The following is an 18,255-nucleotide window of genomic DNA, read 5'->3' on the forward strand; positions in this document are numbered from 1 at the left end:
CTCCGCTGGTCACGCCGTTCGGTCGAAGCCGTGGTCGAGGCGGCTTGGGCGGGTTGGAGGTGCGGCTGAGTCAGGGGAGCTTCCGGCCCCTTCGCGTCTGGCCTCGCTCGTCACGCCGTTCGGTCGAAGCCGTGGCCGAGGCGGTTGGGAGGTGAGTGGCCGGCCGGGCTGTAGGCGTGGCTCGGTCAGGCGACCTTCAGGACGCCTACCGTCTGGCCTCCGCTCGTCTCCCCGTTCGGTGCGAAGCCGAGGCCGAGGTAGAAGTTCTACGGGCCGGTCGGGCCGGGGTGCCAGGTGACGTACATTTCGGTGCCGCCCCGGCGGCGCAGTTCCGCCGCCACCGACTCGACCGCGAAGCGGCCGTAGCCCCGGCCCTGTTCCTGCGCCGCGATGTTCAGGCGCCACAGGCCGGAGCGGATGAGGGTGCCGTCGCCCTTCCAGTCGATGTCGAAGAACGCCATCAGGAAGCCCACCGCCCGGCCGTCGTCGACGATCAGGCGGGGCCACGCGACTTCGGGCCAGACATAGGCCTCGGCCAGCGAGTGCGCCACCGGCTCGACCGCGTCCTCCTGGTCCGGGCGGATCCGGATGGCGAGGGCGTCCTCGACATTCTTCGGCGTGAGGGTTTCCAGGCGGGGTCCGGTCGTCGTCATGCGCGCACACTAGGCAGGAAGTTCACGCCCCGTCACATGAATTCGAGCTCAGCCCAATTGGCGATAGCGACCGCGGAAATACGTCAGCGGCCCGCCCTCCGCGCTCGGCACGCCCGCCGTCAGGACCCGGCCGATCACCAGGGTGTGGTCGCCCGCCTCCACCCGCTGCTCGGTGCGGCACTCCAGGGTGGCCAGCGCGCCGCCCACCAGCGCGGCGCCGGTCGCCGCGCCGCGGACGTAGGGGATGTCCTCGAAGAGGAGACGGTCGCTGATGCGGCCCTTCATGGCGAACCGCCCGGCGATGTGCCGCTGGCTCTCGGACAGCACGGAGACCGCCCACAGGGGCTGCTCGTCGAGCAGGTCGTCCATCCGGCCGCCCGTGCGCAGGCTGACCAGGACCAACGGCGGGTCCAGCGAGACCGACATGAACGCCGTCGCCGTCATGCCCACGTCCTCCCCCTTCGGCCCGTCGGCGGCGAGCGGGGGTTCGAAGGCGGTCACCAGGACCACGCCGGCGGCCAGCCGGGACATGGCGGCGCGGAACTCGTCGTTGCTCACCCCCTCAGCATGCCCGGCGAGGGCGGGTGCGGTGATCGGGACCTGCGCGGCAGGGGGAGTGTTCGGCACGCCGGAAACGCTAGTCTCCGGGGCGAGGCCGCCGCATCGGGCCCGGGGCCGAGAACGGACCTAGGACCCCCGACCGACAGCACCCACAGTTTGCGGTCGGTAAACGCACCCGGAAAAACGCAGAAACACTGCGCAATTGTTCATCTTTAGCTGTGACTTGAGTCACAAGGGCCGGTAATTGTTGACCCTGTGTACCGGGTGGGCAGCGCGCTGTGATTCAGTGGCGGGGGACCTTCATCAAGAACAGCAAGGGCACCGTACAGAAAACACGCCGAAGACAACCCTTGATTCGCTGCGAGGTCTCGGGGGGAGGGCGAGCATGGAGACCGAGTCGGAGCCGTACGTCCGTCTTGCGACCCTGCGACAACTGCACCAGGTCATGGCGGACATGAACACCGCGCGCAGCCTGGCGGACACGCTTCAGACCGTCGCCGACGGCGTCGTCACCGGACTCGGCTACGAGCTCGCGGCCGTCAATCTGGTCCGCCCCGACGGCGACCTCGTCGTCGCCGCCCTCGCCGGGAACCCCGCCGCCGATGCGCTGATCACCGGCAGGACCGGCTCCCGCGAGTCCTGGGAGCGCCGGCTGAGCATGGGCGAGCACTGGGGCGACCTGGTGTTCATACCGCACACCGAGGGCTGGGTCCTCGACGACGACGACGTCCCGCAGTGGTACACCGACGGGCCCGCGCCCCGCTTCGAGGACGAGTGGCACCCCTCGGACCGGCTCTTCGCCCCCATGCACACGCCCGGCGTGCACGGCAGCGGCAGCGGCGAGCTGATCGGCGTCCTGTCCGTGGACCGGCCGCGCAACGGCCGGCTGCCGGGCGCGTGGGGGCGCGAGGCGCTCCAGATGTACGCGTTCCAGGCCGCCATCGCGATCAGCAACGCCCGCCTGCGGGCGAACATGCAGCGCGCGCTGGTCAGGCTGGAGCGCGAGCAGCAGGCGCTGCGGGCCAGCGAGGAAAGCTTCAGGCAGGCCTTCGAGTACGCCCCCTCCGGCATGGCCATCGCCGAGATGGGCGGCGACCAGCACGGCCGGATCCTGCGCACCAACGACGCCCTGTGCCGGCTGCTCGGCCGCCCCGCCTCCGCGATGCGCCGCTACGCCTTCTCCGACCTCGTCCACCCCGAGGACATCGGCACCCTGCTCAGGACCTCCGCCGAGGGCGGTCGCGCCGAGCTCCGCCTCGGCCGCCGCGACGGCACCTACGTCTGGGTGTCCCTGCGCAACAGCGTGGTCGCCGACGCCGCCGACGGACCGCGCTTCCTGCTGACGCACGTCGAGGACATAGAGGAGCGCAAGCGGCGCGAGCTCCAGCTCGCCCACCGCGCCTCCCACGACTCCCTGACCGGGCTGCCGAACTCCGCCGAACTGCGCGCCCGGCTCTCCTCGCGGCTGTGCCAGCGCCCCGCCCACGCCGGTGCCCTGGAGTCCCTGGACGCGGCCTACGGTCACCCGGCCTACGACGTCAACGGCCACGGCTTCGACTTCCGCCCCGGCGCCGAGGCCTTCGACGGCTACGACCACCACGTCCACACCGTCGCCCCCGAGGGTGACAAGGACGACGGCACCAAGGGCCTCGCGGTGCTCTTCTGCGACCTCGACGGCTTCAAGTCGATCAACGACCGGTTCGGGCACAACGCGGGCGACGCCGTCCTCATCGAGGTCTCGCGCCGGCTCTCCGGGGCCGTCCGGGACGGCGACACCGTGGCCCGGCTCGGCGGCGACGAGTTCGTGGTGCTCGCCGACGGGCTCGGCCGGGCCGACGCCCAGGACCTGGCCGTACGGCTGCGCAACGAGATCATCCAGCCGATCCGGGTCGACGGCCGCGCCGTGCGGGTGGGCGCCAGCTTCGGCATCGGGTGGGCCCACTGCGGCATGACCGCCGACGAGGTGCTGAAGTCCGCGGACGAGCGGATGTACGTAGAGAAACGATCTCGTCCCAAACAGCACAGACGTGCGGGATGAAGCCCAGGTCAGCGAGCTGATGCGGTCCGAGTCACCCGTTCGGGTCAGCCAGAGCGGGTAGGCTCGCCCTTCGCTACACGTACCGCATCCGCCCCGCACCTGGTGAGGAGACCAAGGGATGACGTCCGGCAACAACGGCGCCACTACGCCCGAGGACGACGACCCGTTCGGCTACCTCTACGCCGACGGGCAGGCCAACGGCGCCCAGCCACCGTCCGGTGGCTACGGCTACCCGAACTCGGTGAACCGGGTGCGCTCGGTGGGCCAGCGGCAGTACGGCCAGCAGACGGCGGCACCCTACGCACACGTGCCGCAGCAGCAGGGCGGGTACGCCCAGCCGAACGCGCACTACTCGGCCCCCGAGACCTTCCCGGGCGGCGCCCCGACCACCCAGCAGCAGATGGCCTCCTACAGCGACGGCATCGGCGGCGGCGGCCGCGGCCGGGGGCCGAACACCAGAGGGCTGCTGATCGGCGCGATCGCGGTGGTCGCCGCGGTCGTCATCGGTATCGCGGTGGCGATGGCGGGCGGCGAAGGCGACGACGACGGCGGCAACCAGGCCGACTCCACGCCGACCCAGTCCCAGAGCACGGACCCGAGCCCGTCGGCCAGCAGCAGCGCCGAGGAGAAGGAAGAGATCAAGCCGGTCGACGGCAAGTCGCTGCGCCTCGGCGGCACGGCCGCGATCGCCTCGGACGTCCAGGGCGCCCAGTCCTCCGGCGGCTTCTACGTCGGCAACCTCAACCAGGTCGGCAACTCGGTCACCTGGACCGTGGACGGCATCCCCACGGACGGCGACTACACGCTGTTCGCGCGCTACAGCGCGGCCGGCGAGAACCAGTCGATGACGCTGACGGTCAACGGCAAGCCGTTCGGCTCCAAGCTGCGCATGGACAACTTCGCGAACGCCGCCGACGGCGACTTCGCCAAGGGCTGGACCACCACGTACGCCTACCCGACCCTCAACAAGGGCACCAACACCATCTCGGTGTCCTGCGCCGAGGGCGACAAGTGCAACGTCCTGCTGGACCAGCTGTGGCTGAAGTCCGGGCAGGTCAAGGGCTAGGCCTCACCCGTCACGGCCACCCGGCCCAGCAGTTCCTCGTAGGTCCGCCGGTCGAACTCCCCGGCCACCGGTGACAGCACGCTCGCCGCGGACAGGGCCGCCGCGCGGGCCAGCCGGTCCGGCCAGGGGACACCTTCGACCAGGCCCGACAGCAGGCCCGCGACCGCCGCGTCGCCCGCGCCGGTCGGGTTGCCGCGCAGCGGTGCGGGCGGGACGGCCCGCCAGCGGCCCTCCGGGGTGTGGGCGAGCAGACCGCCGGCGCCCAGCGAGGCGACCACCGTGCGGGCGCCGCGGCGGCGGGCGTCCCGCGTGGCGCGCAACGGCTCGTGGGAGCCGGTCAGCTCGGCCAGCTCGTCGGCGTTGGGCTTGATGACATCCGGGCGGGCGGCGACGGCCCGGCGCAGGGGTTCGCCGCTGGTGTCCAGCAGCACCGGGACGCCCGCGGCGCGTGCCGCGCGGACCAGGCTCGCGTAGGCGCCGACCGGGAGGCCCGGCGGGAGGCTGCCGCAGAGGGCCACCGCGTCCGCCGACGCGAGCAGAGTGTCGTAAAACTCCTGGAAGGCGGACCACTCGGCCGGGGTGACGACCGGGCCCGGCTCGTTGAGCTGGGTGGTGTCGCCGGTGCGGCCGTCGACGACCGCGATCGTGCGGCGGGTCGTACCGGCGAGCGGGACGAGGGCGTCGCGCACCCCGGTACCGTCGGTGAGCAGGTCGCGTACGACCCCGCCCGTCGCGCCGCCCGTGAAGCCGGTGGCGGTCACCTCGTGGCCGAGGGCCGCCAGCACCCGCGCCACGTTCAGGCCCTTGCCGCCGGGGCGTTCGAGGACCTCGGAGACGCGGTGGGAGGCGTGCGGGCGCAACGCCGCTACGCGGTACGTGATGTCGAGAGCGGTGTTCAGCGTGACCGTGAGGATCACCCGGGCCGACCTCCCCGGGTCAGTGGTGCCGTCTGTTCCGGTCCTGATCATGCCAAAGACAGAGCGGCCGTCCCAGCCCTCGGAACGGCCGCCGTCGCACGGGTGCCGGACGGATCAGCCCAGTTGGGGATCGATTACCCATGCGCCCCGGCGCAGCACGCCCTTCACCTCGTAGGCGTCGTCCAGAAGCACCAGGTCGGCGTACTTGCCCGGCTCCAGCGAGCCGATCGTGTCGGACATCCCCAGCAGCCGGGCCGGGTTGGTGGACAGGGCCTTCACCACGTCCTCCACGGGCAGCTTGTCGACCGTCACCGCGCGCTTGAAGGCACGGTCCAGGGTGAGGGTCGAGCCGGCGATCGAGCCGCCCTCCACCAGCCGGGCGACGCCGTCGGCGACCTCCACCTCCAGCGGGCCGAGCATGTACCGGCCGTCGCCGAAGCCGGCCGCGTCCATCGCGTCGGTGATGAACGCCACCCGGTCCGCGCCCGCGTGACGGAACGCCAGCTGCAGGGAGGCGGGGTGCAGATGCGTACCGTCGTTGATCAGCTCGACGGTGATCCGGTCGTCCTCCAGGAGGGCCGCGATCGGTCCCGGGGCGCGGTGGCCGAGGGCGGGCATCGCGTTGAAGAGGTGCGTCGCCACGGTGGCGCCCGCGTCGATCGCCTCGACCGTCTGCTCGTACGTCGCGTCCGTGTGGCCGATCGCCGCGATGACGCCGTGCTCGGCGAGCAGGCGTACGGAGTCGATGCCGCCGGGCAGTTCGGTGGCGAGGGTGACCATCCTGGCCTTGCCGCGCGCGGCGTCGATCAGCTTGCGCACCTCGGCCGGGTCCGGGTCGCGCAGCAGCTCCTCGGAGTGCGCGCCCTTGCGGCACGGGGAGATGAACGGGCCCTCGAAGTGGATCCCGGCGATGTCGCCCTGCTCGGCCAGCTCGGAGAGGAATCCCGCGCGCTGGGCGAGGAAGTCCATGTCACCGGTGACCGTGGAGGCGACGAGGGTGGTGGTGCCGTGGCGGCGGTGGGTGTCGATGCCGCGGAGGACTTCGTCGACGGTGCCCGAGGTGAAGGAGGCTCCGCCTCCGCCGTGGTTGTGGAGGTCTACGAAGCCGGGGACCAGGTAATGGCCGGTTACGTCGATGACCTGGGCGTTCTCTTGCGCGGTCGCGGCGATTCGGTCGCCCTCGATGATCACTTGGCCGTTGTCGATCACTCCTGTGGGGAGTGCTACGTGGGCTCCCTTGAGGACCATCTGCGGGCCGGTGGGGGCTGAGCGCGCCCCGCGGCGGAGCCGCAATTGAGCACTGTCCCGCGCCCCTGAGGGGGTTGCCATCAGGTGGGTTCCTCCTGGATCCGAGTTGTAGTAGTCAGCAGGTCCCAGGCCAGGAGGCCCGCGCCCAGACAGCCCGCCGTGTCCCCCAGAGCCGCCGGGACGATCTCCGGCACCTTCTGGAAGGTGACCCTGCGCCGGACGGCGTCCCGCAGGGGTGTGAACAAGGTTTCCCCCGCCTCGGCGAGGCCGCCACCGATGATCAGCGTGCGCGGGTCCAGCAGGGTGAGGGCGGTGACCAGGCCGTCGGCCAGGGCGTCCACGGCCTCCTGCCAGACACGCACGGCGTTCGGGTCACCGGACGCGACGGCCTTGGCGCAGTCGGCCGCGTCCGCGTCCGGGTTCCCGTCCGCCCTCGCCCAGGCCTCGCTCACCGCGGCCGCGGAGGCGAACCGTTCCAGGCAGCCGCGCTGTCCGCAGGGGCAGGGAGCGCCTCCGGGGCGTACGACGACATGGCCGATCTCGCCCGCGAACCCGTGCGCCCCGGCCTCGACCCGCCCGTCCACCCCGATCGCGCCCGCGATGCCGGTGCCGAGCGCCACGAACAGGAACCGGTCGGTGCCTCGGCCCGCGCCGACCCGGCCCTCGGCGAGGCCGCCGGTGCGTACGTCGTGGCCGAGGGCGGCCGGGACGCCGAGCCGGGTGGTGATCAGCTCGCGCAGGGGTACGTCGCGCCAGCCGAGGTTGGCCGAGTAGGCGGCGATGCCGGCCGCCTCGTCGACGATGCCGGGGACGGCGACACCGGCCGCGGCGGCGGGCTCGCCGAATGTCTCGGCGCCGTGCGCGCGCAGCTCGGCGGCGAAGTCGAGGATGCCCGCCACGACCGAGTCGGGGCCGCGCTCGCGTCCGGTCGGCCGACGGGCCTGGTGCAGCAGAGCGCCGTCCGCCCCGACCAGGGCGGCCTTCATCCCGGTGCCGCCCACGTCGAGGGCGATGACATGTCTCACGGGGACAGTGTGGCCCGTCGACCCGGGAGAGGTCTAGTCCACTCACGTGGTGTAGACCTTATGGCGTCGGGTCGAAAGTTTTCGCAGGGTTGGGGCTGGAAGAGCAGTGCAGCGGCGTGGGGCAGGAATGATCGCGGTGGTGTCCGCACTGGGCATGACGGCGGTGCTGGGCGGCTGCGGCCTGACCGGAGGGTCGGACGAGGTCACGCTGCGGCTGGTCGCCGCCGACTACGGCGACAGCGCGGCGAACAGCTCCCGGAAGTACTGGGCCTCGCTGGTCGAGGAGTACGAGAAGACCCACCCGGACGTGAACATCGAGGTCAGCGTCTACTCCTGGACCGAGGTCGACCGCAAGGTCAGGGAGCTCGTGGACGCCGGGAAGGCACCTGACCTGGCGCAGATCGGGGCCTACGCGGACTACGCCAGGGCCGGAAAGCTGTACACCGCCAGCGAGCTGCTCTCCATCACCACCCAGGCCGACTTCCTCACGCAGCTGGCCGCCGCGGGCGCGGTCAACGGCACCCAGTACGGCATGCCGTTCGCCTCCTCCACGCGTCTGCTCTTCTACAACAAGTCCCTCTTCGAGCGGGCCGGCATCACTCCCCCCGAGACCTGGCAGGAACTCGCCGCCGACGCCGAGGCGCTGAAGGCGGACGGGGTGAAGTACCCGTACGCCCTGCCGCTCGGACCCGAGGAGGCGCAGGCGGAGACCATGCAGTGGCTGCTCAGCGGGGGCGGCGGTTACACCGACACCGACGCCGGTACCTACGGCATCGACTCCGCGGAGAACATCCAGACCTTCGGCTGGCTGAAGGACGAACTGGTCGACAAGGAGCTGACGGGACCGGTCGCGCCCGCCTCGCTCAACCGCGCCGACGCCTTCGAGGCGTTCACGGACGGCGACGTCGGCATGCTCAACGGGCATCCCTCGCTGATGAAGGCGGCCGCCGCGAAGGGCGTGGAGTTCGGCATGGTGCCGATGCCCGGCGAGGACGGGCCGAGCAAGGTCTCCATGGGCGTGGCCGACTGGATGATGGCGTTCAAGCAGAACGGCCACGCCAAGGAGACCGGCGACTTCCTCGACTTCGTCTACGACGAGAAGAACGTGCTCGCCTTCTCCCGCGAGTACGACCTGCTGCCCGTGACGAACTCGGTCTGGGACACCATGAGCGCCGCGGAGCAGGACGCCGGTCTCCGGCCCTTCCTCAAGGCCCTGCCCACCTCCGAGCTCTACCCGGTGGGCCGTACCTCCTGGGCCGCGGTCAGCGCGGCGGTGAAGGAGAAGATCGGCACCGCGGTCGCCCCCGGCGGCAGCCCCGCCACGGTGCTGCGCCGGCTGCAGGTGACGGCGGTGGCGGAGGAGAGCGCGGAGTAGCCGGACTGTCGGTGGCGGGGGTTACGGTGCCAGGTATGGCACCGGACCCGCTGAACCCCAGGGAACAGTCCATCCTCGCCCTGGAACGCCGCGGCTTCCCCGGCCCGGGCGCCAAGGAGCGCGCGATACGCGAGGAACTGGGCCTGGCCCCCGTCCGCTACTACCAGCTCCTCAACGCCCTCCTGGACGACGAGCGGGCCCTCGCGCACGACCCGGTGACGGTGAACCGGCTGCGCAGGGTGCGCGAGTCACGGCGAGCGGAGCGGTGAGGCCCTGCTGACCGGCGAGGGCGGAGCTGGATAGGGTCGCCGTATGGGCAGCCACACCGAATCGACCTCCCTGCCGACCCCGGTCACCCCCGCCGGCCGGGCCGGCCTCGACGCGATCCTCGCCGAACCCGCGCGGGCGGTGATCGCCATCGACTTCGACGGGACCCTCGCGCCGATCGTGCCGGACCCCGAACAGGCACGGGCGCATCCGGACGCGGTGGGCGCGCTCGCCGCGCTCGCGCCGAAGGTGGCCGCCGTCGCCGTGGTCACCGGCCGGCCCGCCGGAGTCGCGGTCCGCCACGGCGGCTTCGCCGGGGTGCCGGGCCTGGAGCGTCTCGTCGTCCTCGGCCACTACGGCGCCGAGCGCTGGGACGCCGTCACCGGCACCGTCAACGCCCCCGCCCCCCACCCCGGGGTCGCCGCCGTCCGCGCGGAGCTGCCCGGATTCCTCGACGGGGTCGGCGCCTGGCGCGGCACCTGGATCGAGGAGAAGGGCAGCGCGGTCGCCGTGCACACCCGCCGGGCCGGTGATCCGCAGGCCGCCTTCGAGGCCCTGCGCGAGCCCCTCGCCGAGCTGGCCGCCCGGCACGGCCTGATCGTCGAACCGGGCCGGCTCGTCCTGGAACTGCGTCCGCCCGGCATGGACAAGGGCGTCGCCCTCCTCGGCTACGTCGGCGAGACCGACGCCACCTCGGTCCTCTTCGCCGGCGACGACCTGGGCGACCTGCCCGCCTACGCGGCCGTCGACAAACTCCGCGCCGACGGCACCCCCGGCCTGCTGGTGTGCAGCAGGGGCAGCGAGCAGGTCCCGGAGCTCCAGGAGAAGGCCGACCTGGTGGTCCCGGGCCCCGCGGGAGTGGTGGCGCTACTGAGCGAGCTGGCGGCGCACCTGCGGTGAGCCGGCGGGATCAGCCGGTCAGCGCCCGCAGCTGGGACATGAACCACTGCGCGGGGGGCAGGGCCGTGGCCGCCGCGGCCAGCCGCTTGGAGCGGTCGGCCCGCTCGTGCGGCGGCATCGTCAGGGCCTCGTGCAGGGCGCGCGCGGTGTCCAGGACGTCGTACGGGTTCACCACGATCGCGTGCTCGCCGAGCTCCTCGTACGCACCCGCCTCCCGCGACAGCACCAGCGCGCATCCCTCGTCGGAGACGACCGGCACCTCCTTCGCGACCAGGTTCATGCCGTCCCGGATGGGGTTGACCAGGGCCACGTCGGCGAGCCGGTACGCGGCGAGGGAGCGCGCGAAGTCGTCCTTGACGTGCAGCACGACCGGAGTCCAGCCCGGGGTGCCGTACCGGGCGTTGATCTCGTCGGCGACCCGCTGCACCTCGGCCGTGTACTCCCGGTAGACGGCGAGGTCCTGCCGGGAGGGGTAGGCGAAGGCCACGTGCACGACCCGCTCGCGCCACTCGGGGTGGTCGTCGAGGAGCTGCCGGTAGGCCAGCAGCCCGCGCACGATGTTCTTCGACAGCTCGGTCCGGTCCACCCGGACGATCGTCCGGCGGCCCTCCCCGATCTCCGCGCGCAGCGCCGTCATCCGCTCCTCGACGTCCGCCTCGTGCGACCGGCGGCGCAGGAAGTCCGCGTCCGCCCCCAGCCCGTGCACCCCGACCTCGGTGTCCCCGAGCCCGCCCGCCAGCTGCGTGCAGCACGCGGTGAACGCGTCCGCCCAGCGCTGGGTGAGGAAGCCGAGCCGGTCGGCGCCGAGCATGCCCTCCAGCACCTCGCGCGCCACCCGGTCGGGCAGCATGCGGAAGTAGTCCACCGGGGCCCACGGGGTGTGCGAGAAGTGGCTGATGCGCAGGTCGGGGCGGAGCTTGCGCAGCAGCCCCGGCACCAGCGTCAGGTGGTAGTCCTGCACCAGGACCGCCGCACCCTCGGCCGCCTCGTCGGCCAGCGCCTCGGCGAAGGCCCGGTTGAAGCGGACGTAGTTCTCCCACTGCCGCCAGAACGCGGAGTCGAAGGTGGGCTCCAGCGGGGTCTGGTAGAGCATGTGGTGGACGAACCAGAGCACGGAGTTGGCGACGCCGTTGTACGCGTCCGCGTGCACCTCGGCCGGTACGGCGAGCATCCGCACGCCGTCCTCGCCCACCCCGCGCCGCACCGCCTCGCGGTCGCCGTCGGACAGCGCGGAGCACACCCACAGGGCACCGGCGTCCGGGCCGATGGCCGAGAGGCCCGACACCAGTCCGCCGCCCCCGCGCTTGGTGCGCAACGAGCCGTCTTCCTGCACTTCATAGGAGACCGGGCCGCGGTTCGACGCGACCAGCACCTGAGCGGCGCCGTACATGGAAGCCATGTGCTCCAACCTAGCCCGTGCCGTAAACGCTCAAACGTGCGATGCGCCGCGTGCGGCGTGGGTTACGCCACCTTGCGGGACGCGTACTCCGCTATCTCCGCCATCGGCGGCCGCTCCTCGGTGTCCACCGAGTACGTCCGCGGCTCGAAACCGTCCTCGCCGCGCTCGAACTGGGTGAGCGCGGGGCGGATGAGGTGTCCGCGGGCCAGCCGGAGCTGGGCCGTGCGGTAGATCGCGGCGGACATCCGGCCGAGCGCCCGGCCGTCCTGGTGCCGGTGCTTGCGCACCCCGACGTCGACCTGGGCCAGCGCGTCGAGGCCGGCCAGGTGCAGCGCGTCGACCAGCATGCCGAGCTCCACGCCGTAGCCGACGGGGAAGGGGAGCTGTTCCAGCAGGGCGCGGCGGGCGGCGTACTCCCCGCCGAGCGGCTGCACGAAGCCGGCGAGCTGCGGCCAGTGCATGTTCAGCAGCGGGCGGGCCATCAGCTCGGTGACCCGGCCGCCCTGGCCCGCCGCCTGCCCGAGCGGGCGGTCGTACATCGCCTTGACGAGGTCCACCCCGGGGTCGGTGAGCAGCGGGCCGACGATGCCGGAGACGAAGTCCGAGGAGAACTCCTTCAGGTCCGCGTCGATGAAGCAGACGATGTCGCCGCGGGTGACCAGCAGCGAGCGCCAGAGCACCTCGCCCTTGCCGGGCACGGCGGGCAGCCGCGGCAGGATCGCGTCCCGGTGCACGACCGTCGCCCCGGCCGCCGCGGCGACCTCGGCGGTGCGGTCGGTGGACCCGGAGTCGACGACGACGATCTCGTCGACCAGCGGGACCTGGTGCATCAGGTCGTGCCGGATGACGGCGACGATGTCACCGACCGTCTCCTCCTCGTCGAGCGCGGGCAGCACGACGGAGACGGACTGGCCCGAGCTGCGCTTCGCGGCCATGATCTGGTGGAGCGGGCGATCGGTCACCGACCAGGAGCGGGTGCTCAGCCAGCGCTCGACTTCTTCCAGCACGTAGGCGGCTCCTTCGCTTGTGATCCGCTGTTTGTGATCCATCTCGCCGTTCGGACGACTATCTCAACTGTCCCGGTCGTCGGTTACAGTCTTGAACAACGCGGGTGACCATCGCATGTCCTGGCCGGCCCGGCGTTCACAACTTCATACCGCTCATCCAGAGGGGCAGAGGGATACGGCCCGATGAAGCCCCGGCAACCCTCCAGCCGGTCTCGTTCACGCGAGGCTCCCGGCTAGGGAAGGTGCCAAATCCGTCTCACGGCGAGATGCGTCGTGAGGAAGATGAGGAGAAAGGGCCTCGCCTCACATGGCTGTGCAGACTGTCGCAAGCACCGGGAACACCACTGTCGATCTCGGTCCCGCCGCCGCCCTGAGCTGCCGGGAGTGCGGACACCGCGTCCCGCTCGGCCCGGTCTTCGCGTGCGAGGAGTGTTTCGGCCCGCTGGAGATCGCCTACGACTTCTCGGCGTACGACACCGAGGAACTCCGCAAGCGCATCGAAGCGGGACCCGCGAACATCTGGCGTTACGCGCCCCTGCTGCCCGTCCCCTCGGACGTGGCCGGCAAGCCCAACCTCAACCCCGGCTGGACCGCGCTCGTCAAGGCCGACAACCTGGCCCGCGAGCTCGGCGTGACCGGCGGCCTGTATGTGAAGGACGACTCCGGCAACCCGACGCACTCCTTCAAGGACCGGGTCGTCGCCCAGGCCCTGGAGGCCGCCCGGGCCTTCGGCTTCACCACGCTCTCCTGCTCGTCGACGGGCAACCTGGCCGGTGCCGTCGGCGCCGCCGCGGCCCGCGCCGGCCTCCGTTCCTGCGTGTTCATCCCGCACGACCTGGAGCAGGGCAAGGTCGTGATGGCCGCGGTGTACGGCGGCGAGCTGGTCGGCATCGAGGGCAACTACGACGACGTGAACCGCTTCTGCTCCGAGCTGATCGGCGACCCGGCCGGTGAGGGCTGGGGCTTCGTCAACGTCAACCTGCGGCCGTACTACGCGGAGGGTTCCAAGACCCTGGCGTACGAGATCTGCGAGCAGCTCGGCTGGCGGCTCCCGGACCAGATCGTCGTGCCGATCGCGTCCGGCTCGCAGCTGACGAAGATCGACAAGGGGCTGCAGGAGCTGATCAAGCTCGGGCTCGTCGAGGACAGGCCGTACAAGATCTTCGGCGCGCAGGCCGAGGGGTGCTCGCCGGTGTCGGTGGCCTACAAGGCGGGCCACGACGTGGTCCGGCCGCAGAAGCCGAACACCATCGCCAAGTCGCTGGCCATCGGCAACCCGGCCGACGGGCCCTACGTCCTGGACATCGCCCGGCGCACCGGCGGCGCGGTGGAGGACGTGACGGACGAGCAGGTGGTCGACGCGATCAAGCTGCTGGCCCGGACCGAGGGGATCTTCGCGGAGACGGCGGGCGGCGTGACGTTGGGCGTGACGCGCAAGCTGATCGAGAACGGCCTGCTCGACCCCGCCAAGACGACGGTCGTCCTCAACACCGGCGATGGCCTCAAGACCCTCGACGCGGTGGCCGGCACCGGCCTCACCGCGACGATCCGCCCGAACCTCGACTCCTTCCGAGAGGCTGGCCTCGACTCATGAGCGTCAAAGTCCGCATCCCCACCATCCTGCGCACCTACACCGGTGGTGCCGCCGAGGTGACGGCCGAGGGTGGCACCCTCGCCGAGGTCATCGCCGACCTGGAGAAGAACCACACCGGAATCGCCGCCCGGGTCCTGGACGACCAGGGCAAGCTGCGCCGGTTCGTGAATGTGTACGTCAATGACGACGACGTCCGCTTCGAGCAGGGCCTGCAGACGGCGATCCCCGACGGCGCCGGAGTTTCCATCATTCCGGCGGTGGCCGGCGGCTGATCGTTACCGTCGGTAAGGCGTATCACTCTGAGTTCATCGAATTGCCCTCTCCGTAAGACAAACGGAGGGGGCAATTCTGCTTGGTTGAGCGCGGTACAGTTGGGGAACCCGCCCCACTTCGCATGCCGGGCGCATATGAGTCCTGAAGCCCTATGCGACGAGAAGTAGCCAAAGTGTGCGCGCCTTTTGCGTCATCTGCTCCTTTTATGGGGCCCGACTTGCCCTGAGTTCGGGCGAATTCTCACTACATTCCGGACTGTGCGCGTCCAGAATTCTCGTCCGATTGACCTGTTGCAGACGGCAGTTGGACAGATACATTCAGCCGCGGTCGACGCGTTCCGGCGCACGCCCCCAAACCGTGGGGGGTGAGGTCTGACCCGGATCCGCGAAGTGCGGATCTGTGCAAGGGCCAGTAATAGGGGAGTTAGGCATGGCTCAGGGCACCGTCAAGTGGTTCAACGCGGAGAAGGGGTACGGCTTCATCGCGGTCGACGGTGGTGCGGATGTTTTCGTCCACTACAGCGCGATCCAGATGGACGGGTACCGCACCCTGGAAGAGGGCCAGCGGGTCGAGTTCGAGATCTCGCAGGGCCAGAAGGGCCCGCAGGCCGACATGGTTCGCGTATCTGCCTGAACGCGCGACCAACGAACCGCAAGCTACGTCTTCCGCTGAAGGGCTCGCACCAAGGGGACCCAACCCCCCGGGTGCGAGCCCTTCCGTGTGCCCGGCGGACCCGACGGCAACCGCATGAGAACCGCACACAGGGGGCCCGAAACCCGAGAGCCGCTTGCACTCGCCTACCCCGAGTGCTAATCATTGGCGTTAGCACTCTGAAGGTGAGAGTGACAACGAAGGACCGGGTCGGTGAGGCCCGCAGGCCAGGTGGGGCAAGGAACCACAGGCCGGCGAGCCGTCCGTCGCGGGCGCGGGCGCGGTCCGAAGGAATCACCCCCAGTCCTGGAGGGACCACTTCACATGGCCAAGATCATCGCGTTCGACGAGGAGGCGCGGCGCGGCCTCGAGCGCGGCATGAACCAGCTCGCGGACGCCGTGAAGGTGACGCTCGGCCCCAAGGGCCGCAACGTCGTCCTCGAGAAGAAGTGGGGCGCCCCCACGATCACCAACGACGGTGTCTCCATCGCCAAGGAGATCGAGCTCGAGGACCCGTACGAGAAGATCGGCGCCGAGCTGGTCAAGGAAGTCGCCAAGAAGACGGACGACGTCGCCGGTGACGGTACGACCACGGCGACCGTTCTCGCCCAGGCGCTGGTCCGCGAGGGCCTGCGCAACGTCGCCGCCGGTGCCAACCCGATGGCCCTGAAGCGCGGTATCGAGAAGGCCGTCGAGGCCGTCTCCGCCGCCCTGCTGGAGCAGGCGAAGGACGTCGAGACCAAGGAGCAGATCGCCTCCACGGCCTCCATCTCCGCCGCCGACACCCAGATCGGCGAGCTCATCGCCGAGGCCATGGACAAGGTCGGCAAGGAAGGCGTCATCACCGTCGAGGAGTCCCAGACCTTCGGTCTGGAGCTGGAGCTCACCGAGGGTATGCGCTTCGACAAGGGCTACATCTCGGCGTACTTCGCCACCGACATGGAGCGTATGGAGGCCGTCCTCGACGACCCGTACATCCTGATCGCCAACTCCAAGATCTCCTCGGTCAAGGACCTGCTCCCGCTGCTGGAGAAGGTCATGCAGTCGGGCAAGCCGCTGCTGATCATCGCCGAGGACGTCGAGGGCGAGGCCCTGTCGACCCTGGTCGTCAACAAGATCCGCGGCACCTTCAAGTCCGTCGCCGTCAAGGCCCCGGGCTTCGGCGACCGCCGCAAGGCGATGCTGAACGACATCGCCATCCTCACCGGCGGCGAGGTCATCTCCGAGGAGGTCGGTCTCAAGCTCGAGAACACCTCCCTGGACCTCCTGGGCAAGGCCCGCAAGGTCGTCATCACCAAGGACGAGACCACGATCGTCGACGGTTCCGGCTCCTCGGAGCAGGTCCAGGGCCGGGTCAACCAGATCCGCGCCGAGATCGAGAACAGCGACTCGGACTACGACCGCGAGAAGCTGCAGGAGCGTCTGGCGAAGCTGGCCGGCGGCGTGGCCGTCATCAAGGCCGGTGCCGCCACCGAGGTGGAGCTCAAGGAGCGCAAGCACCGCATCGAGGACGCCGTGCGCAACGCCAAGGCGGCCGTCGAGGAGGGCATCGTCGCCGGTGGTGGCGTGGCCCTGCTGCAGGCCTCCTCGGTCTTCGAGAAGCTCGACCTCTCGGGCGACGAGGCGACCGGCGCCAACGCCGTGAAGCTCGCGCTGGAGGCCCCGCTCAAGCAGATCGCCGTCAACGGCGGTCTCGAGGGCGGCGTCATCGTCGAGAAGGTGCGCAACCTGCCCGTCGGCCACGGCCTGAACGCCGCGACCGGTGAGTACGTCGACATGATCGCCGAGGGCATCATCGACCCGGCGAAGGTGACGCGTTCCGCGCTGCAGAACGCCGCCTCCATCGCGGCGCTGTTCCTCACCACCGAGGCCGTCATCGCCGACAAGCCGGAGAAGGCCGCCGCGGCCGCTCCGGGCGGCATGCCGGGCGGTGACATGGACTTCTGATCGACTCCGGTCGGTCGTCGTTCTGCCGAGGGCGGCACTCCCTGTTCGTCAGGGGGTGCCGCCCTCGGGCGTGTTCGTGGGCTGGGTCATACGGTCGTTTCCCCAGCGGGGGAATGGGGGCGGGGGTCCCGGAGGTTGACGCCGAGGTGTGGTAAATGCACGCGCACATACCCGTCGGTACCCCCTCAAGGAGCCCCCACGTGACCGTCGCCCCCTCCGAGGCCGCCTCGCGCGCCGCCGAGATCCTCTCCCGCCCGACCTCGATCAACGGCCTGACCGTGCCCAACCGCATCGTCATGGCGCCGATGACCCGGATGTTCTCGCCGGGCGGTGTCCCGGGCGAGGACGTGGTGTCGTACTACGCCCGCCGGGCCGCCGCCGGTGTCGGTCTGATCGTCACCGAGGGGACGTACGTCGGCCATGACTCGGCCGGGCAGAGCGACCGGGTGCCGCGCTTCCACGGGGCCGAGCAGCTCGCGGGCTGGGCGAAGGTCGCCGACGCGGTGCACGCGGCGGGCGGCACGATCGTTCCGCAGCTGTGGCACATCGGCATGGTCCGCCGCCAGGGCGAGCCGCCGTTCGCGGACGCCCCCGCGGTCGGCCCCTCGGGTCTGCGCATCGGCGCCGACGAGGTCACCGGCAAGGCCATGACCCAGCAGGACCTCGACGACGTCATCGGCGCGTTCGCCGAGGCCGCCGCCGCGGCGGAGCGGATCGGCTTCGACGGCGTCGAGCTGCACGGCGCGCACGGCTATCTGATCGACCAGTTCCTGTGGGCGGGCACCAACCGCCGCACGGATGCCTACGGCGGTGACCCGGTGTCCCGGACCCGGTTCGCCGCGGAGATCGTGGCCGCCGTCCGCGCCGCCGTCTCGCCCGGCTTCCCCGTCATCTTCCGCTACTCGCAGTGGAAGCAGGACGCCTACGACGCCCGCCTCGCCGGGACCCCGGAGGAGCTGGAGGCCATCCTCGCCCCGCTCGCCGCGGCCGGTGTCGACGCCTTCCACGCCTCCACGCGCCGCTACTGGCTCCCCGAGTTCGAGGGATCGGACCTGAATCTGGCGGGCTGGACCAAGAAGCTGACCGGCAGGCCCGCCATCACCGTCGGCTCGGTCGGCCTGAACGGCGACTTCCTCAAGGCGTTCCAGGGCGAGGGGGCCGAGACGGGCTCCCTCGACAACCTCCTGGACCGCCTGGAGCGCGACGAGTTCGACCTGGTGGCCGTCGGCCGCGCCCTGCTCCAGGACCCGCACTGGGCGCGGAAGGTCCTGGCGGGACGCGTGTCGGAACTGGCCGCGTACGACCCGGCCGCCCTGAAGTCCCTGAGCTGACGC

General features: G+C 71.0%; 16 protein-coding genes, 1 pseudogene and 1 riboswitch. Of the genes and pseudogenes, 10 read left to right on the forward strand and 7 right to left on the reverse strand.

Translation table 11 applies throughout. The features are described from left to right. Positions 1 to 185: 185 nt before the first annotated feature. A pseudogene (locus tag ACWD11_RS14780) lies at positions 186 to 653 on the reverse strand (GNAT family N-acetyltransferase). A 48-nt stretch (positions 654 to 701) separates the two neighbouring features. Then, the gene (locus ACWD11_RS14785; RefSeq protein WP_389418094.1) at positions 702 to 1,280 is read right to left on the reverse strand and encodes a flavin reductase family protein; all 579 of its coding nucleotides are present in this window, start codon (positions 1,278 to 1,280) and stop codon (positions 702 to 704) included. Positions 1,281 to 1,599: 319 nt separating this feature from the next. On the opposite strand from ACWD11_RS14785, the gene cdgB reads away from it, so the two are divergent. Both cdgB and ACWD11_RS14795 read left to right on the forward strand, forming a co-directional pair. Next, entirely contained in the window at positions 1,600 to 3,252 is a 1,653-nt protein-coding gene (gene cdgB / locus ACWD11_RS14790; RefSeq protein WP_389418095.1) for a diguanylate cyclase CdgB, read from the forward strand. 118 nt (positions 3,253 to 3,370) lie between these two features. Next, positions 3,371 to 4,318 carry a carbohydrate-binding protein gene (locus tag ACWD11_RS14795; RefSeq protein ID WP_451283272.1) on the forward strand — a complete coding sequence of 316 codons (948 nt, stop codon included), beginning with the start codon at positions 3,371 to 3,373 and terminating at the stop codon, positions 4,316 to 4,318. On the opposite strand, the gene ACWD11_RS14800 is transcribed toward ACWD11_RS14795, so the two are convergent. The 3 genes from ACWD11_RS14800 to ACWD11_RS14810 all read right to left on the reverse strand — a co-directional run bounded on the left by ACWD11_RS14800 (position 4,315) and on the right by ACWD11_RS14810 (position 7,508). Beyond that, on the reverse strand, positions 4,315 to 5,235 hold the full coding sequence (locus ACWD11_RS14800; protein ID WP_451283274.1) for a 1-phosphofructokinase family hexose kinase: 921 nt from the start codon (positions 5,233 to 5,235) through the stop codon (positions 4,315 to 4,317). The genes ACWD11_RS14795 and ACWD11_RS14800 overlap by 4 nt on opposite strands. 114 nt (positions 5,236 to 5,349) lie before the next feature. Continuing rightward, positions 5,350 to 6,483: an N-acetylglucosamine-6-phosphate deacetylase gene (gene nagA, locus ACWD11_RS14805; RefSeq protein WP_389418426.1), complete on the reverse strand. Its 1,134-nt coding sequence runs from the start codon at positions 6,481 to 6,483 to the stop codon at positions 5,350 to 5,352. An 80-nt stretch (positions 6,484 to 6,563) separates the two neighbouring features. Further along, complete coding sequence (locus tag ACWD11_RS14810) at positions 6,564 to 7,508, reverse strand: ROK family protein (RefSeq protein ID WP_389418098.1); 945 nt, start codon at positions 7,506 to 7,508, stop codon at positions 6,564 to 6,566. A 127-nt stretch (positions 7,509 to 7,635) separates the two neighbouring features. Here ACWD11_RS14810 and ACWD11_RS14815 point away from each other — a divergent pair, with 127 nt between their 5' ends. From ACWD11_RS14815 to otsB, 3 genes are read left to right on the forward strand one after another with little or no spacing between them, the layout of a single operon-like run. Next, entirely contained in the window at positions 7,636 to 8,883 is a 1,248-nt protein-coding gene (locus ACWD11_RS14815) for an ABC transporter substrate-binding protein (protein ID WP_451283275.1), read from the forward strand. 35 nt (positions 8,884 to 8,918) lie between these two features. Next, on the forward strand, positions 8,919 to 9,152 hold the full coding sequence (locus ACWD11_RS14820; protein ID WP_250071885.1) for a DUF3263 domain-containing protein: 234 nt from the start codon (positions 8,919 to 8,921) through the stop codon (positions 9,150 to 9,152). 43 nt (positions 9,153 to 9,195) lie between these two features. Further along, positions 9,196 to 10,050, forward strand: coding sequence for a trehalose-phosphatase (otsB, locus tag ACWD11_RS14825; protein WP_451283277.1), 855 nt, complete (start codon positions 9,196 to 9,198; stop codon positions 10,048 to 10,050). Positions 10,051 to 10,060: 10 nt separating this feature from the next. Here the strand turns inward: otsB and ACWD11_RS14830 are convergent, their stop codons facing one another. Together ACWD11_RS14830 and ACWD11_RS14835 are read right to left on the reverse strand one after the other, a co-directional pair. Continuing rightward, entirely contained in the window at positions 10,061 to 11,449 is a 1,389-nt protein-coding gene (locus tag ACWD11_RS14830) for an alpha,alpha-trehalose-phosphate synthase (UDP-forming) (RefSeq protein ID WP_451283279.1), read from the reverse strand. A 62-nt stretch (positions 11,450 to 11,511) separates the two neighbouring features. Continuing rightward, positions 11,512 to 12,456, reverse strand: a complete 945-nt coding sequence (locus ACWD11_RS14835; protein WP_451283281.1) for a glucosyl-3-phosphoglycerate synthase — start codon at positions 12,454 to 12,456, stop codon at positions 11,512 to 11,514. A gap of 150 nt (positions 12,457 to 12,606) precedes the next feature. Continuing rightward, positions 12,607 to 12,745, forward strand: a riboswitch (SAM riboswitch). Positions 12,746 to 12,763: 18 nt separating this feature from the next. On the opposite strand from ACWD11_RS14835, the gene thrC reads away from it, so the two are divergent. The 5 genes from thrC (at position 12,764) to ACWD11_RS14860 (ending at position 18,252) form a co-directional block, all read left to right on the forward strand. Continuing rightward, positions 12,764 to 14,050: a threonine synthase gene (thrC, locus tag ACWD11_RS14840; protein WP_451283282.1), complete on the forward strand. Its 1,287-nt coding sequence runs from the start codon at positions 12,764 to 12,766 to the stop codon at positions 14,048 to 14,050. Beyond that, on the forward strand, positions 14,047 to 14,322 hold the full coding sequence (locus ACWD11_RS14845; RefSeq protein ID WP_389418106.1) for a MoaD/ThiS family protein: 276 nt from the start codon (positions 14,047 to 14,049) through the stop codon (positions 14,320 to 14,322). Before thrC ends, ACWD11_RS14845 begins: the two co-directional genes overlap by 4 nt. Before the next feature lie 430 nt (positions 14,323 to 14,752). Next, entirely contained in the window at positions 14,753 to 14,956 is a 204-nt protein-coding gene (locus ACWD11_RS14850; protein WP_010035953.1) for a cold-shock protein, read from the forward strand. A gap of 342 nt (positions 14,957 to 15,298) precedes the next feature. After that, entirely contained in the window at positions 15,299 to 16,921 is a 1,623-nt protein-coding gene (groL, locus tag ACWD11_RS14855) for a chaperonin GroEL (protein ID WP_250071891.1), read from the forward strand. Positions 16,922 to 17,121: 200 nt separating this feature from the next. Beyond that, a complete protein-coding gene (locus tag ACWD11_RS14860; protein WP_389418107.1) occupies positions 17,122 to 18,252 on the forward strand; it encodes an NADH:flavin oxidoreductase in 1,131 nt (376 codons plus the stop codon). Positions 18,253 to 18,255 lie beyond the last annotated feature (3 nt).

This window comes from Streptomyces sp. NPDC002776 (assembly GCF_053592195.1).

Coding starts and splice junctions, on each gene's coding strand:
- cdgB (WP_389418095.1), top strand. CDS start 1,600: ATGGAGACCGAGTCGGAGCCGTACGTCCGTCTTGCGACCCTGCGACAA.
- ACWD11_RS14795 (WP_451283272.1), top strand. CDS start 3,371: ATGACGTCCGGCAACAACGGCGCCACTACGCCCGAGGACGACGACCCG.
- nagA (WP_389418426.1), bottom strand. CDS start 6,483: ATGGTCCTCAAGGGAGCCCACGTAGCACTCCCCACAGGAGTGATCGAC.
- ACWD11_RS14815 (WP_451283275.1), top strand. CDS start 7,636: ATGATCGCGGTGGTGTCCGCACTGGGCATGACGGCGGTGCTGGGCGGC.
- ACWD11_RS14820 (WP_250071885.1), top strand. CDS start 8,919: ATGGCACCGGACCCGCTGAACCCCAGGGAACAGTCCATCCTCGCCCTG.
- otsB (WP_451283277.1), top strand. CDS start 9,196: ATGGGCAGCCACACCGAATCGACCTCCCTGCCGACCCCGGTCACCCCC.
- ACWD11_RS14830 (WP_451283279.1), bottom strand. CDS start 11,449: ATGGCTTCCATGTACGGCGCCGCTCAGGTGCTGGTCGCGTCGAACCGC.
- thrC (WP_451283282.1), top strand. CDS start 12,764: ATGGCTGTGCAGACTGTCGCAAGCACCGGGAACACCACTGTCGATCTC.
- ACWD11_RS14845 (WP_389418106.1), top strand. CDS start 14,047: ATGAGCGTCAAAGTCCGCATCCCCACCATCCTGCGCACCTACACCGGT.
- ACWD11_RS14850 (WP_010035953.1), top strand. CDS start 14,753: ATGGCTCAGGGCACCGTCAAGTGGTTCAACGCGGAGAAGGGGTACGGC.
- groL (WP_250071891.1), top strand. CDS start 15,299: ATGGCCAAGATCATCGCGTTCGACGAGGAGGCGCGGCGCGGCCTCGAG.